This is a genomic window from Pseudomonas sp. GW822-FHT07A10 (genome assembly GCF_058798795.1).
Genome location: NZ_JBXAKV010000006.1, coordinates 262,194 through 275,764, shown reverse-complemented (window position 1 = coordinate 275,764; position 13,571 = coordinate 262,194). Strand labels below are relative to the sequence as shown.

General features: G+C 59.1%; 10 protein-coding genes, 2 tRNA genes and 1 pseudogene. 5 read left to right on the top strand and 8 right to left on the bottom strand.

What is annotated here, in order from left to right; all coding sequences use genetic code 11:
• Nucleotides 1-131 precede the first annotated feature (131 nt).
• The 3 genes from AC1RL4_RS13390 to uvrB form a co-directional block, all read right to left on the bottom strand.
• Nucleotides 132-207: transfer RNA gene (locus AC1RL4_RS13390), tRNA-Ala, on the bottom strand.
• 189 nt (nt 208-396) lie between these two features.
• On the bottom strand, nt 397-1,878 hold the full coding sequence (gene gltX / locus AC1RL4_RS13385) for a glutamate--tRNA ligase (protein ID WP_018928106.1): 1,482 nt from the start codon (nt 1,876-1,878) through the stop codon (nt 397-399).
• Between the two features lie 189 nt (nt 1,879-2,067).
• Nucleotides 2,068-4,083 (bottom strand): excinuclease ABC subunit UvrB, encoded by a 2,016-nt coding sequence (uvrB, locus tag AC1RL4_RS13380; RefSeq protein ID WP_019582112.1) that lies wholly within the window; start codon nt 4,081-4,083, stop codon nt 2,068-2,070.
• Between the two features lie 336 nt (nt 4,084-4,419).
• On the opposite strand from uvrB, the gene AC1RL4_RS13375 reads away from it, so the two are divergent.
• Together AC1RL4_RS13375 and AC1RL4_RS13370 are read left to right on the top strand one after the other, a co-directional pair.
• On the top strand, nt 4,420-5,616 hold the full coding sequence (locus AC1RL4_RS13375; protein ID WP_028939639.1) for an amino acid aminotransferase: 1,197 nt from the start codon (nt 4,420-4,422) through the stop codon (nt 5,614-5,616).
• Between the two features lie 140 nt (nt 5,617-5,756).
• Complete coding sequence (locus tag AC1RL4_RS13370) at nt 5,757-5,957, top strand: hypothetical protein (RefSeq protein WP_007935214.1); 201 nt, start codon at nt 5,757-5,759, stop codon at nt 5,955-5,957.
• Here the strand turns inward: AC1RL4_RS13370 and AC1RL4_RS13365 are convergent.
• A complete protein-coding gene (locus AC1RL4_RS13365) occupies nt 5,954-6,184 on the bottom strand; it encodes a hypothetical protein (protein ID WP_019582110.1) in 231 nt (76 codons plus the stop codon). The genes AC1RL4_RS13370 and AC1RL4_RS13365 overlap by 4 nt on opposite strands.
• A 227-nt stretch (nt 6,185-6,411) precedes the next feature.
• Between AC1RL4_RS13365 and AC1RL4_RS13360 the strand changes: the two genes are divergently transcribed.
• Nucleotides 6,412-6,487, top strand: a tRNA-Asn gene (locus AC1RL4_RS13360).
• Nucleotides 6,488-6,590: 103 nt separating this feature from the next.
• On the opposite strand, the gene AC1RL4_RS13355 is transcribed toward AC1RL4_RS13360, so the two are convergent.
• Entirely contained in the window at nt 6,591-8,108 is a 1,518-nt protein-coding gene (locus tag AC1RL4_RS13355; protein ID WP_096480693.1) for a nucleobase:cation symporter-2 family protein, read from the bottom strand.
• A 254-nt stretch (nt 8,109-8,362) separates the two neighbouring features.
• Between AC1RL4_RS13355 and AC1RL4_RS13350 the strand changes: the two genes are divergently transcribed.
• Together AC1RL4_RS13350 and AC1RL4_RS13345 are read left to right on the top strand one after the other, a co-directional pair.
• On the top strand, nt 8,363-8,644 hold the full coding sequence (locus AC1RL4_RS13350) for a BrnT family toxin (protein ID WP_204124463.1): 282 nt from the start codon (nt 8,363-8,365) through the stop codon (nt 8,642-8,644).
• A gap of 3 nt (nt 8,645-8,647) precedes the next feature.
• Nucleotides 8,648-8,992: a BrnA antitoxin family protein gene (locus tag AC1RL4_RS13345; RefSeq protein ID WP_028939643.1), complete on the top strand. Its 345-nt coding sequence runs from the start codon at nt 8,648-8,650 to the stop codon at nt 8,990-8,992.
• Nucleotides 8,993-9,059: 67 nt separating this feature from the next.
• Here the strand turns inward: AC1RL4_RS13345 and AC1RL4_RS13340 are convergent, their stop codons facing one another.
• The 3 genes and pseudogenes from AC1RL4_RS13340 to AC1RL4_RS13330 all read right to left on the bottom strand — a co-directional run bounded on the left by AC1RL4_RS13340 (nt 9,060) and on the right by AC1RL4_RS13330 (nt 13,476).
• Nucleotides 9,060-9,899 carry an arylamine N-acetyltransferase family protein gene (locus AC1RL4_RS13340; protein WP_230172745.1) on the bottom strand — a complete coding sequence of 280 codons (840 nt, stop codon included), beginning with the start codon at nt 9,897-9,899 and terminating at the stop codon, nt 9,060-9,062.
• A 113-nt stretch (nt 9,900-10,012) separates the two neighbouring features.
• A complete protein-coding gene (gene xth / locus AC1RL4_RS13335) occupies nt 10,013-10,807 on the bottom strand; it encodes an exodeoxyribonuclease III (protein ID WP_019582105.1) in 795 nt (264 codons plus the stop codon).
• Between the two features lie 84 nt (nt 10,808-10,891).
• Nucleotides 10,892-13,476: pseudogene (locus AC1RL4_RS13330) on the bottom strand (bifunctional diguanylate cyclase/phosphodiesterase).
• Nucleotides 13,477-13,571 lie beyond the last annotated feature (95 nt).

Sequence of the window (13,571 nt, the reverse complement as noted above, 5' to 3'; positions counted from 1 at the left end):
CCCTGTTACCGCCGTGAAAGGGCGGTGTCCTAGGCCACTAGACGAAGGGGACGCAAACCCTTCTATACAACTGATCAACGCTGAGTGTTGATCGCTTCAAGGTCGGTGTGGCCAGACCTTGAAGTGTAAATTGGTGGAGCTAGACGGGATCGAACCGTCGACCTCTTGCATGCCATGCAAGCGCTCTCCCAGCTGAGCTATAGCCCCTCATCGCTGAGGACGGGGCGAATCTTAATGGCGCATCGGAAAGCTGTCAAACTTATTTTTCAAAAAATTTAAAATTTTTTGCCGACATAACAATCACTTACCGCCCTCCCCCCGTAAATTCGGGGGAAGCGCCGAAGATCAGGATCAAAAGATCGCGGCCTCCGGCAGCTCCTACAGAGTCAAACGCCGTCAGGCAATCGCGCCCAGAAGCTTTTCCCACTCTTTGTTTTCTTTCTTCGACACGCCGCCCAGCAGGTCAATGGCCTGGCGCAGACGGAAACGGGTCAGGTCCGGACCGAGGATTTCCATCGCGTCGAGCACCGATACCGAACTGGCCTGCCCGGTGATCGCAGCAAACATCAGCGGCATGGCGTCACGCAGCTTCAGCTCCAGGGATTCGACCACCGCCTGAATCGTTGCGGTGATGCTGTCCTTCTCCCATTGACGCAGGCTTTCCAGCTTCCACAGGATCAATTGCATCAACTGACGAACCTGATCGCCCGAGAGCTTCTTGGATTCGAACAGTTTAGCGTCCGGATTCACGCCACCAGCGAAGAAGAAGCCAGCCAGCGGTGCGACCTGGCTGAAGGTTTCAACCCGGCCCTGCACGTGCGGCGCGATCTTCATCATGTATTCAGGGTTCAGCGCCCACTTCTGCACGCGAGCGGCGAACTCTTCCACCGGCAGGTCACGCAACCACTGGCCGTTGAGCCACGACAGTTTCTCGATGTCGAAAATCGGCCCGCCAAGCGAGACGCGGCTCAGGTCGAAGTTGTCGACCATTTCCTGCAGGGAGAACTTCTCGCGCTCGTCCGGCATCGACCAGCCCATGCGGCCCAGGTAGTTGAGCATCGCTTCCGGCATGAAGCCCATGCGCTCGTAGAACGTCACCGAGGTCGGGTTCTTGCGCTTGGACAGCTTGCTCTTGTCCGGGTTACGCAGCAGCGGCATGTAGCACAGCTGCGGCTGTTCCCAGCCGAAGTACTCGTACAGCAGGATCAGTTTCGGTGCCGAAGGCAGCCATTCTTCACCGCGCAGCACGTGAGTGATGCCCATCAGGTGGTCATCGACCACGTTGGCCAGGAAGTACGTCGGCAGGCCGTCGGTTTTCATCAACACTTGCATGTCCATGCGATCCCACGGGATCTCAACGTCGCCACGCAGCATGTCCGGCACCACGCACACGCCTTCGGTCGGCACTTTCATGCGGATCACGTGAGGTTCGCCAGCGGCCAGGCGGCGCGCGACTTCTTCCTTGGACAGCAACAGCGCACGGCCGTCGTAACGCGGGGTCTCACCGCGGGCCATTTGCTCGGCGCGCATCTGGTCCAGTTCTTCGGCAGTGCAGAAGCACGGGAAGGCATGGCCCATGTCGACCAGTTGCTGGCAGTACTTCTGGTAGATATCGCCGCGCTCACTCTGACGGTAAGGACCGTGCGGGCCGCCGACATCCGGGCCTTCGCTCCAGTCGATACCCAACCAGCGCAGGGCGTCGAAAATCTGCTGTTCGGACTCGCGGGTCGAACGCAGTTGGTCGGTGTCTTCGATCCGCAGGATGAACTCACCGCCATGCTGCTTGGCAAAGCAGTAGTTGAACAAAGCGATGTAAGCGGTACCTACGTGGGGGTCCCCGGTAGGCGATGGCGCGATGCGAGTGCGGACGGTGGTCATGGCATGTCTCAAAAAGAATGAAAAGCAAAGATCAAACAAGGGGCGAATGGTAACAGGCGATAGCCGCCCGGCTCCAGTGAGTGCGGGATTTAAGCGCTGCAGGAGTCGCCAAGGCTGCGATCTTTTGACTTTGCCTGTAAAAACAAGATCAAAAGATCGCAGCCTTCGGCAGCGTCTACAGAGGGAACGTCAAACCGCGATCAACCGCTCCCGCAGCTTGCCGATTTCGTCGCGCAGCTGCGCCGCGGCTTCGAATTCCAGGTCGCGGGCGAGCTGGTACATCTTCTCTTCCAGCTGACGAATGCGCTTGGTGATCTCGCTTGGCGAGCGCAATTCGGCTTCGTATTTGGCGCTTTCCTCGGCGGCCTTGGCCATGCCTTTGCGCTTCTTGCTGCGCGAACCCGGCACAGTCGCGCCTTCCATAATGTCGGCAACGTCCTTGAACACCCCTTTGGGCGTAATGCCGTTGGCCAGGTTGAAGGCGATCTGCTTGTCGCGACGACGCTCGGTTTCGCCAATTGCCCGCTCCATGGAACCAGTAATCCGATCCGCATACAGAATCGCCCGGCCATTAAGGTTGCGTGCCGCCCGGCCAATGGTCTGGATCAGCGAGCGTTCGGAGCGCAGGAAGCCCTCCTTGTCCGCATCAAGAATCGCCACCAGCGAGACTTCCGGCATGTCCAGGCCTTCACGCAGCAGGTTGATCCCCACCAGCACATCGAAGGTGCCGAGGCGCAAGTCACGGATGATCTCGACCCGCTCCACGGTGTCGATGTCCGAGTGCAGATAACGCACGCGCACGCCGTGATCGGCCAGGTAATCGGTCAAATCCTCGGACATGCGCTTGGTCAGCGTGGTGACCAGCACCCGCTCTTCCAGGGCTACGCGCTTGGTGATTTCCGAGAGCAAGTCGTCGACCTGAGTCAGCGCCGGACGGATTTCGATCTGCGGGTCCACAAGGCCAGTCGGGCGCACCACTTGCTCGACCACGCGCCCTGCGTGCTCAGCCTCGTAATTGCCCGGCGTGGCCGAGACAAATATTGTCTGCGGGCTGATGCCTTCGAACTCGTCGAAACGCATTGGCCGGTTATCCAGCGCCGATGGCAGGCGGAAGCCATATTCCACCAGCGTTTCCTTACGGGACCGGTCGCCCTTATACATGGCGCCGACCTGCGGCACGCTGACGTGGGATTCGTCGATCACCAGCAAGGCGTCGGCCGGCAGGTAGTCGAACAAGGTGGGCGGCGCCTCGCCGGATGCACGGCCCGACAGGTAGCGCGAGTAGTTTTCGATGCCGTTGCAGTAACCCAGCTCCAGAATCATCTCCAGGTCGAAACGAGTGCGTTGCTCCAAGCGTTGGGCTTCCACCAGTTTGTTGTTGGAACGCAGGTATTCCAGGCGTTCCTGCAACTCGACCTTGATCCCCTCCACGGCGTCGAGCAGGGTTTCCCGAGGCGTCACGTAGTGGCTCTTCGGATAGAAGGTGAAGCGCGGCAGCTTGCGGATGACTTCGCCCGTCAGCGGATCGAAGGCGGACAGACTCTCCACCTCGTCATCGAACAGCTCGATGCGGATCGCCTCAAAATCGGATTCCGCCGGGTGGATATCAATCACATCGCCGCGCACCCGGAAAGTCGCCCGGGCGAAGTCCACGTCGTTGCGGGTGTATTGCAGGTCGGCCAGGCGACGCAACAAGGCACGCTGGTCGAGCTTGTCGCCGCGATCCACGTGCAACACCATCTTCAAATAGGTTTCCGGGCTGCCCAGACCGTAGATGCACGACACCGTGGTGACAATGATTGCGTCTTTGCGTTCCAGCAGCGCTTTGGTCGCGGACAGGCGCATCTGCTCGATGTGGTCGTTGATCGAGGCGTCCTTCTCAATGAAGGTGTCGGACGACGGCACATAGGCTTCGGGCTGGTAGTAGTCGTAATAGGAGACGAAGTATTCAACGGCGTTGTTCGGGAAGAACGCCTTGAACTCGCCGTACAACTGCGCAGCCAGGGTCTTGTTCGGCGCCAGCACCAGCGTCGGGCGCTGCACTTGGGCGATCACGTTGGCGATGCTGAAGGTCTTGCCCGAGCCGGTCACACCGAGCAGCGTCTGGTGCGCCAGCCCGGCCTCGATGCCCTCGACCATCAGACGGATGGCTTCCGGCTGATCGCCGGCGGGCTCGAAGCGGGTGACTAGCTGGAATTCAGACATACATACCTCTGGTTCACTCTTGCCCGGTTACACCGGACAGGAACGAGAAAGACCGCAAACGACCGATGTCGCCCGAGGAAAAAACTGGATTGTGCTCAATGTGGAGCCGATTGCCATCCCTTTCAAGGCAAACGTCCTACATCGGGTAAAACCTTTGACGACGTCACTCAAACAGCGATCGAAAAATAATTGGAAAAACTTACCGTAAAAACCGAATCGCCTGTCGCCATCAATCGCTGATGGCCTCTATACTAGCTCCCCGTTTGTGCACCGCTCTAGTGCATTCGGCTGGAGCGCGACACGTCCCTCCACACTCCATTCAGAGCCGCCGTAATAATGAGCCTGTTCTCCGCTGTCGAAATGGCACCACGCGATCCAATCCTGGGCCTCAACGAAGCATTCAATGCCGATACCCGTACCAACAAGGTCAACCTGGGGGTCGGTGTTTACTGCGACGAGCAAGGACGAATTCCTCTCCTGCGCGCCGTTGTCGAAGCCGAGACGATTCGCGCCGCTCAACACGTTTCCCGTGGCTACTTGCCGATCGACGGCATCGCCGCCTATGACCAGGCCGTGCAGAAACTGCTGTTCGGCAATGATTCGCCGCTGATCGCTGCTGGCCGGGTCATCACCACCCAGGCCGTCGGCGGTACTGGCGCGCTGAAAATCGGTGCCGATTTCCTCAAGCAACTGCTGCCGAACGCCGTCGTGGCGATCAGCGACCCGAGCTGGGAAAACCACCGCGCACTGTTCGAAACCGCCGGTTTCCCAGTGCAGAACTATCGCTACTATGACGCCGCCACCCACGACGTTAACCGCGCCGGCCTGCTGGAAGACCTGAACGCCCTGCCGTCCGGCTCCATCGTTGTGCTGCACGCCTGCTGCCACAACCCGACTGGTGTCGACCTGAGCCCGGCGGACTGGAAAAACGTACTGGAAGTAGTGAAAGCCAAAGGTCACGTGCCGTTCCTCGACATGGCCTACCAGGGCTTTGGCGACGGTATCGATGAAGACGCCGCTGCCGTGCGCCTGTTCGCCGAATCGAACCTGACCTTCTTCGTTTCCAGTTCGTTCTCCAAATCCTTCTCGCTGTACGGCGAGCGCGTTGGCGCTTTGTCGATCGTCAGCGAATCGAAAGAAGAAAGCGCTCGCGTGCTGTCGCAAGTCAAACGCGTGATCCGCACCAACTACTCCAACCCGCCGACCCACGGTGCAAGCATCGTCGCCGCTGTGCTGAACAGCCCGGTATTGCGTGCCCAGTGGGAAGAAGAACTGGCAGAAATGCGTCTGCGGATTCGCGGCATGCGCACCCAGATGGTCGACCTGCTGGCGAAAAACGCTCCACAGCGCGATTTCAGCTTCGTCGGTCGCCAACGCGGCATGTTCTCCTACTCCGGCCTGACGGTTGAGCAAGTGACCCGTCTGCGCAACGAGTTCGGCATCTACGCCTTGGACACCGGCCGCATCTGCGTTGCCGCGCTGAACCAGAGCAACATCGACGCCGTGACCAAGGCCATCGTTCAGGTGATCTGAGTCGTCGCGTGACATGAAAACGGGAAGCCAAACTGGCTTCCCGTTTTTTATTGGCCTCAGATAAATCTCAAAGCAGCCGCTGCGCCCTTTAAACTCCCACAGGCTTTATGTACACCCGAGAATTCTTGCGAGAACCCCACATGAAAAACGATGACCTACGCGCCGACCGCGACGAGCTGGACCACTTCGTGCCCCGCTCCTCTGCCAAACGCGGTAATAACCTGGTGCTGCAAGTGGCCGCGGGCGTGTTCCTTGGCGGCCTGGCCTTGTGGCTGGTGCAACTGGCCGCCACGATGCTGTATGCCAAGCTGATGCTCGGCACCATCACTTTTGGCGGTTAGGCCAATTCGCTCGCACGCTGGCTGGCCGCGTCGTCATAGGCGACATAAAGCGACTCGGCCACCTGGCTTTTGATCGCCTTGGTGCTTTCCAGGCCCAGGACAAAACCTTCGGCCTTGCCGCCTGCGCGGTTCAGCTCGTCAGCGGTGCTGGCCTGAGTGATTGCGTCGAGCAGTTTCTCGGCGTGCGGGCCGACACCTTTGGGCAGGCTGATCTGAGCGATGCTCATGGGAACACCCCACTGTTTCGGGGTGTGAAGGCTGGGTGATTCATGGCGCGTACCTTTTCGGCTGAGGGCCGGCAGCGCGTGTCACCACTTCCGGGCAGCCATGGTAGACCTCTCCCGCGCTTCTGGTAACCGCCGATGGCCGATAAACCTCCCTCTGATCCGATGAAAACATCAAATTGCCAACAGAGGCTTGACTTCTCTTTTTGAATCAGTAACATACACGCCATTCCGCGATAGCTCAGTTGGTAGAGCAAGTGACTGTTAATCACTGGGTCCCTGGTTCGAGTCCAGGTCGTGGAGCCAGACAGCAAAATCGAAAAGCCCCTGAATCGAAAGGTTCAGGGGCTTTTTTGTGTTTGCCATAAAGTCAAAAGATCGCAGACCGCAATCTTTTGACTATCTATCTTTAGACATGCTCACTGCTTTTCACATGCACCACCTGCAACTCGGCATGCCCATGGTCCATCTCCACCACCGGAATCTCATTCCCGTCGCAGTCGCGCAGTTTACCTTCGCTGAAGTAATCCCCTTCCCGCAGCGCCGCCAGGTCTTGATAACGCAGGACTCGTTCAGTACCGGCGGCAAACACTGATTGCTGGTCCGAGTTGCCGGCCGTGAGGTGGTTGAAGGTCAGGTTCAGCACGATAGCCATGATCGCCGAGGAGCTGATGCCCGAGTGGAAGATCGTCGAGAACCAGCTTGGAAAGTGGTCGTAGAAGTTCGGGGCGGCGATGGGGATCATGCCGAAACCGATGGAAGTGGCGACGATGATCAGGTTGACGTTGTTGCGGTAGTCGACCTTGGACAGTGTCCGAATGCCGCTGGCGGCGACGGTACCGAACAACACGATGCCGGCGCCGCCGAGCACCGAGGTCGGCACGGCGGCGATGACCCGGCCCATGAACGGCAGCAATCCGAGCACCACCAGAAACACACCACCCGTGGCCACCACGAAGCGGCTCTTGATCCCGGTCACCGCCACCAGCCCAACGTTCTGGGCGAAGGCGCTCTGAGTGAAGGAGCCGAAGATTGGCGCAATCATGCTCGACAGCATATCGGCGCGCAGGCCATTGCCCAGGCGTTTGGAGTCGACCTTGGTGCCGATGATTTCACCAACGGCAAGGATGTCGGCCGAGGTTTCCACCAAGGTCACCATGACCACGATGCACATCGACAGGATCGCGGCGAAGTGGAAGGTCGGCATGCCGAAATGGAACGGCGCCGGAAAGCCGAACATTGGCCCTTGGGTAACGGACGAGAAATCCGCCATGCCGAGGAACACAGCGATGACCGTGCCGATGACCATCGCCAGGAGGATCGACAAACGGGAAATGGTCGCGCTGCCGATCTTGCTCAGAAGCAGCACCAGCACCAGCGTCACCGCCGCCAGACCAATGTTCGCCATGCTGCCGAAATCCGGCGCATGGCTGTTGCCACCCATGGCCCAGCGCGCGGCCACCGGCATCAGCGTCAAGCCGATAGTGGTGATCACAATGCCGGTCACCAGCGGTGGAAAGAACTTGGTAATCCTTGAGAACACCGGCGTGATCAGCAAACCGATCAACGACGCGGCAATCACCGCCCCGAGAATCGATTGAAAGCCGCCCTCCCCGCCACTGCTGACAATCGCGACCATGGTCGCAACGCCGGAGAACGACACGCCCTGCACCAGCGGCAACTGACAACCGAAAAACGGCAAACCCAGGGTTTGCAGCAATGTCGCCAGCCCCCCTGCAAACAATGAAGCAGCAATCAACAAACCGATGTCCGCCGGCGAGAGCCCGGCCGCCTGGCCGATGATCAAAGGCACCGCGACGATACCGCCGTACATGGTCAGAACGTGTTGCAGGCCATAAGCCATATTCGCGCCGATCCCAAGGTTTTCGTCCTCGGGCCGTTGGTGTGAAACATGGGGCGTTTTCATGGTTGGGGGGGTCCCTGGTTTTTGTTATGCGCACACTGTATTCAATACTCAGGACAAATGTCTATAGAGTTGTATACAACTAGCCAGTCAGATTATGGACACTTGTCCACGCCACCCTTTGGCCATAACGCCTCCAGCCCCAAACGTCTTGAAATACATCCCTGCGCCCCTATCCCTCCTCACCGCTAATCTTTTGCTTTCCAAGCGACCGCCGGCACGGACGCCTCCTCGCTTATACATATAAAGTATGCATAATTAAGTCATTCGAAATTCAGTATCACAGGGCAAAGAACGCGGCCAACAAACTAAAACATCAAGGCATCAGCCTCGCAGAGACAGAACCGGTGTTTTATGACGAACGAGCCCTGACTTTTCAGGACGACCATCATGATGAGCAGCGGTGGATCATCATGGGGCTGGATGCCAAAGGTCGCTTGCTGGTCGTTGCGTACACCTGGCGCGACCCGAATTTCGTGCGAATCATTTCCGCACGCGTCGCCACCAAAGGCGAGCGTCGCCACTATTTGGAGGCTTGAACGATGAAAGACGAATACGACTTCAGCAACGCCAAGCGTGGAGCAATTGCCACAAGCAAAGGCAAGACCCGAATCACCATCATGCTCGACGATGTCGTCATAGAGGCCGCGCGTGCTCTGGCAGAAAACGAGGGGTATGGCTACCAGACAGTGATCAACAATACTTTGCGCCAGGTGTTGCTCAGTGATAAAGGCAAAGCGGCGAAGCCCGATGAGAACACCGCGGGGGCAAACGTCGGGCATTTCAAAAAAGGCATAACCGCCTCGGAGCTGAAAAGCCTGGAGAAAAAATTGTCAGAGGCCCTCAGCGAAATCCATCACGTGATGGAGCTAGAAGTTCGTTCCTAGACACAAACCGCTTGAGTCGGCCAAATAAAAAAGGGCGGATTGATCAGATCCGCCCTTCGCGTGGTGCTCAGTTTGCCTGCGGCACCGGCTCGATCAACCGCTCCAGCACCGGCTTCAACGCCTCCTTCGCTGGCACCCGAATGTCGAACTCACGTTCCAGCAACCCAATCAACTCATCCACATCCGTCACCTGCCGCCGCTCGCTCTCGCTGCCCATGCGGTGAATGGCAAAACTGCCATTGTTCAGAGTGCGTCGCCATCCCTCCCCCGTCCGCGCCACCATCAATTGTTTGACGAAGGACGATTCGGGATGAGTCGAGACGTACCAGTTGCCGAGGGTGTAATCGATGTCTTCCTGACGTTGCAGGTCGAAGATGTACATCGCCCGCCATTCACCGCCGACGTTGGCACGCAGGGTGTAACCGTCTGCATGCTGTTCGATGCGATAGGGTTCGTGGGGAGTGAGCTGTTCGTCCTCGGTGTCGAGGATCAGCGGTGCGGTGGGCACCATGCCGCCGAAGCCGACGTCGGTGATGTAACGCACGCCGTCGAGGGTCACCAGGCTCAAGCGGTGAGTGCGTGCGGTCCATGCGCCTTCGGGCTGGTTCATGACCACGCGACCGGTGATGCCGCGCGCATCGAAACCCAGCGTCTGCAGCAAGGCCAGGAACAGGTTGTTGAGTTCGTAGCAGTAACCGCCACGGCCGTCGTGCAGGACTTTCTGCTCGATGGACGGCAGGTCGATGAGTACCGGTTGCCCTAACAGCGTGGTGAGGTTTTCGAACGGAAAAGCACCGGTGTGGCGCAACTGCAATTGACGCAGGGTTTCCAGGGTCGGCGCCGGGGGCGCGTCGAAACCCAGGCGTTGCAGGTACAGCGCAAGATTTGTCAGTCGTGGTTCGCTCATCGCTCAATCCTTATGCATGGAACCCGCGGATCGCTCCGCCGATGGCCGCCATGTATAAGGGAAAAAGCGTCCGGGCCGATAATTGATTTCGCCAATCGCCGCACACGCCAAAACTATCGCCGCTTGCGTGAACCCAATCGAATCCACGTCGGCGCGTGATCGCTGGCATGAGACTCGTTGCGAACCCAGGCGTCGACACCGGCCTCTTGCAGGTAAGGACGCGCTGCCTGATTGAGCAGTAGATGATCGATGCGCAGTCCCGAGTTTTTCTGCCAGTGCTGCCGGAAGTAGTCCCAGAAGGTGTAGATCCGCTCCTGCGGATACAGATGACGCAGGGAATCAATCCAACCCTGATCCAGCAGACGTTGATAACACGCCCGACTCTCGGGTTGCAGCAGCGCGTCCTTGAGCCAGGAGCGTGGGTTGTAGATGTCCATGTCGGTGGGCACCACGTTGTAGTCGCCGGCCAGCACCACCGGATGGTCGCTGCCTTGCAGGTCCTTGGCGTAAGAGATCAGCCGCTCGAACCACGCCAGTTTGTAATCGAACTTTGGCCCTGGCTGCGGATTGCCGTTGGGCAAGTACAGACACCCCACCAGAACCCCGTGCACGGCCGCTTCGATGTAGCGGCTATGGGTGTCACTGTCATCGCCCGGCAGACCACGCCGACGCTCCAGCGGTTGCGCATCGCGCGCCAGAATCGCCACCCCGTTCCACGCCGCCTGGCCCTGCCAGATAGCGCCATAACCGGCCGCCTCCAGCTCAGCGGCAGGGAATGCCCCGTCCACCGATTTGAGTTCCTGCAGGCAGGCGATGTCTGGCTGCTCCCGCGCAAGCCACGCCAGTAGATTCGGCAGGCGTGCGCGCATGCCGTTGACGTTGAAGGTGGCGATTTTCAGGTTGTTCATGATCCGACGCTCGCAACGGATGGGCACTATCCAGTTGTGACCGGAGTACGCCACGGCAGTTGCCGTGGCGCACGAAACAGGCGACTAAAGGTGCGCGCCCTGCTGCGCAAAGTCTTCCTGCGAGGCCTTGAGCAAAGGCAGCAGTGCAGACCTGTCCACCGGACGACTGAGGTAAAACCCCTGCACTTCATGACACTGATCCGAGATCAGGAAGTCCAGTTGCTCCAGCGTCTCGACACCTTCTGCAGTGACGGTCAGGCCCATCGCCTTGCCCAGGTTGATGATCGCCTGCACCACGGCGCGATCATTGCTGCCGCTGCTCATGGACGAAATAAAGCGTTTGTCGATCTTGATCCCGTCGAACGGATACGTGCGCAAGTAACCCAGCGAGGAATAACCGGTGCCGAAGTCGTCCATGTTCAGGCGCACGCCCAACTCCTTGAGTGCATTCATGGTCGCCAGGGCGCCATCGACATCGATGAGCATCACGTTTTCAGTGATCTCCAGCTCCAGCCGACTGGCGGGCAAGCGGGTCTGGATCAACGCTTCGCGCACGTCCTCGATCACATCGCTACGGGCGAATTGAACCGGCGACAGGTTGACCGACACCATCATCGCACCGGGCCAGGTCAGAGCCGTCTCGCACGCCTCGCGCAGCACCCAGCGGCCCAATGGCACGATCAGATCGGTTTGCTCGGCCAGCGGGATAAACGCGTCGGGGCTCAACAAGCCTTGCACTGGATGCTGCCAGCGCAGCAGCGCTTCGACCGAGACGATGCGCTTGCCATCGACGTGATAACGCGGCTGGTAATGCATCACGAATTCGTTGTTCTTGATCGCCCGACGCAGGTCGTTTTCCAGTTGCCGGCGATGCTGGATCTGATCGTTCATGTGCGCGGCAAAATAGCACCAGGTCTTCTTGCCATCGGATTTGGCCTGATACAACGCGATATCGGCACACCGAATCAGCTCCTGTGGAATATGCCCCTGGCGCCGACTCAAGGCGATACCGATGCTCGCGCCGATGTGCAGCGAGTGATGGTCGTAGTGAATCGGCTGATGCAGGCTGTCGAGCAAGCGCTCGCAAAACCTGTCGATTTCCGCGTGGCTGTCCATGCCATGGAGCACCAGCACGAACTCGTCGCCACCCAGTCGGGCGACCAGGTCAATTTCTCGTGTGCACTCGCGCAAACGAGTGGCGACTTCCAGCAATACCGCATCGCCGGCCGGGTGGCCGAGGGAATCGTTGATCGGCTTGAAGTTATCCAGGTCGATCATCAACAACGTCAGCGCCGTCGACTGCTCTTTCAGTGCCAGCGCCTCATCGAGAAAACGCGCCAGTTTGTTGCGGTTCGGCAGGCCGGTCAGGGCGTCGTGCAACGACAGATGCTGGATCTGCGCATGGGCGGCGACTTCGTCGGTGATGTCGCTGGCCGTTCCGCGATAGCCCAGCACCGCGCCCTTGCGCTGGATCGGCCGTGCCGACACCCGACAGACCCGCTGTTGCCCCGATTGATCGCGGTAGGAACAGCGCAAATGGCTGACGGCTTGCTCTTCATCAAGTTTGTTCAGCCACAGCGACAACGGCGTCGTATCGCAATGGAGCAATTGCCCGATGTTCTGTCCCAGCCACTGCTGATCGGAGAACCCGGTGACGGTGCTGAAGCGTCCCGACAGATAAGTGATGCAATGCTGGTCGTCGATTTCCCAGATCCAGTCGGACGCGGCCTCGGCCACCGCACGAAAACGCTCTTCACTGGCCTCCAGTGCCTGGTTCGACAAATCGAGGCTGGTGTAACTGGCATCCACATGCCCCGACGTGCGCAGGACATAGCGAAAGAAATAAGCGGTCAACAACGCCAGAACCAGCAGCGCCCCGCCCAGTGGCGGCAACAGTGACCAGAGCAATTGATGACCCGGCCGCTCGAGCCGGGAGACCAGACTGTAACCGGTGCCAGTGAGTGCAATAGCGGGCTGACCGGGAGCGATGGCGTTGTCGGGCATCAGGCTCAAGTCGTGCAAACCGTAATCGACGCTCAAGGTGCTGAGCTTTCAGGGTTCAGTTGGTCGACGTATATAAGCACCGAAGTGCTTTTGGGATCGACCGCCGGGCGTTCGTCATTGGGCACAATCGCGGCGGCCGACAGCAGCGCGGGTTTGCCCTCGAACAAGGTGTAGTGGCTGACGGGTTTGATGAGGTTCTCCTGACCCTGAGCCTCGTCAATGAGCGTCGCCATCGAGGTCGACAGATAGGCCGCCGCCTCGTCCTGAACCTGAAGCCCACGCACCACGGCGTATTTTGTTCGCTGAACATCGACCACGAAAACACCCTCGTAGTGGTCCATGGTGAACAGGGTTTTACCCATGTTCTGCTCGACGTAGGCCCACTGCACATCGACCTCGCCGTTCAGGTGATCGTAGGCCGACGTCCAGTCGGCATAACTGGCGATGTAGTTTTTCGTGGCGGTAATGCGGTTTTCCAGCGCGCGCTGGGTATAAAACGTGGTCTTGGCCAAGTCCTCGGCATCGAGCCGCCCGGCAATACTGAACAGGGCGATCAGCGCGATCAGCACCCCAACCACAAACAACAGACCGACCACCAACATCAGGTTGCGAGTAATCGGGGTATGGCGCGCAGGTGCAGCGGTGGTAACGGCAGACAAATCCATGCACTTGATCCTGTCATTCGATTGCCCGATCGGGATGAGACCGGTGGGCCCGGTCGGTCAGGTGTGACAGCCAGGCTCTCTGCACTGACCATAGC

Bases quoted from the DNA above. Each gene is read 5' to 3' on its own strand.
- gltX (WP_018928106.1), bottom strand. From the start codon at position 1,878: ATGACCACCGTCCGCACTCGCATCGCGCCATCGCCTACCGGGGACCCC.
- uvrB (WP_019582112.1), bottom strand. From the start codon at position 4,083: ATGTCTGAATTCCAGCTAGTCACCCGCTTCGAGCCCGCCGGCGATCAG.
- AC1RL4_RS13375 (WP_028939639.1), top strand. From the start codon at position 4,420: ATGAGCCTGTTCTCCGCTGTCGAAATGGCACCACGCGATCCAATCCTG.
- AC1RL4_RS13370 (WP_007935214.1), top strand. From the start codon at position 5,757: ATGAAAAACGATGACCTACGCGCCGACCGCGACGAGCTGGACCACTTC.
- AC1RL4_RS13365 (WP_019582110.1), bottom strand. From the start codon at position 6,184: ATGAGCATCGCTCAGATCAGCCTGCCCAAAGGTGTCGGCCCGCACGCC.
- AC1RL4_RS13355 (WP_096480693.1), bottom strand. From the start codon at position 8,108: ATGAAAACGCCCCATGTTTCACACCAACGGCCCGAGGACGAAAACCTT.
- AC1RL4_RS13345 (WP_028939643.1), top strand. From the start codon at position 8,648: ATGAAAGACGAATACGACTTCAGCAACGCCAAGCGTGGAGCAATTGCC.
- AC1RL4_RS13340 (WP_230172745.1), bottom strand. From the start codon at position 9,899: ATGAGCGAACCACGACTGACAAATCTTGCGCTGTACCTGCAACGCCTG.
- xth (WP_019582105.1), bottom strand. From the start codon at position 10,807: ATGAACAACCTGAAAATCGCCACCTTCAACGTCAACGGCATGCGCGCA.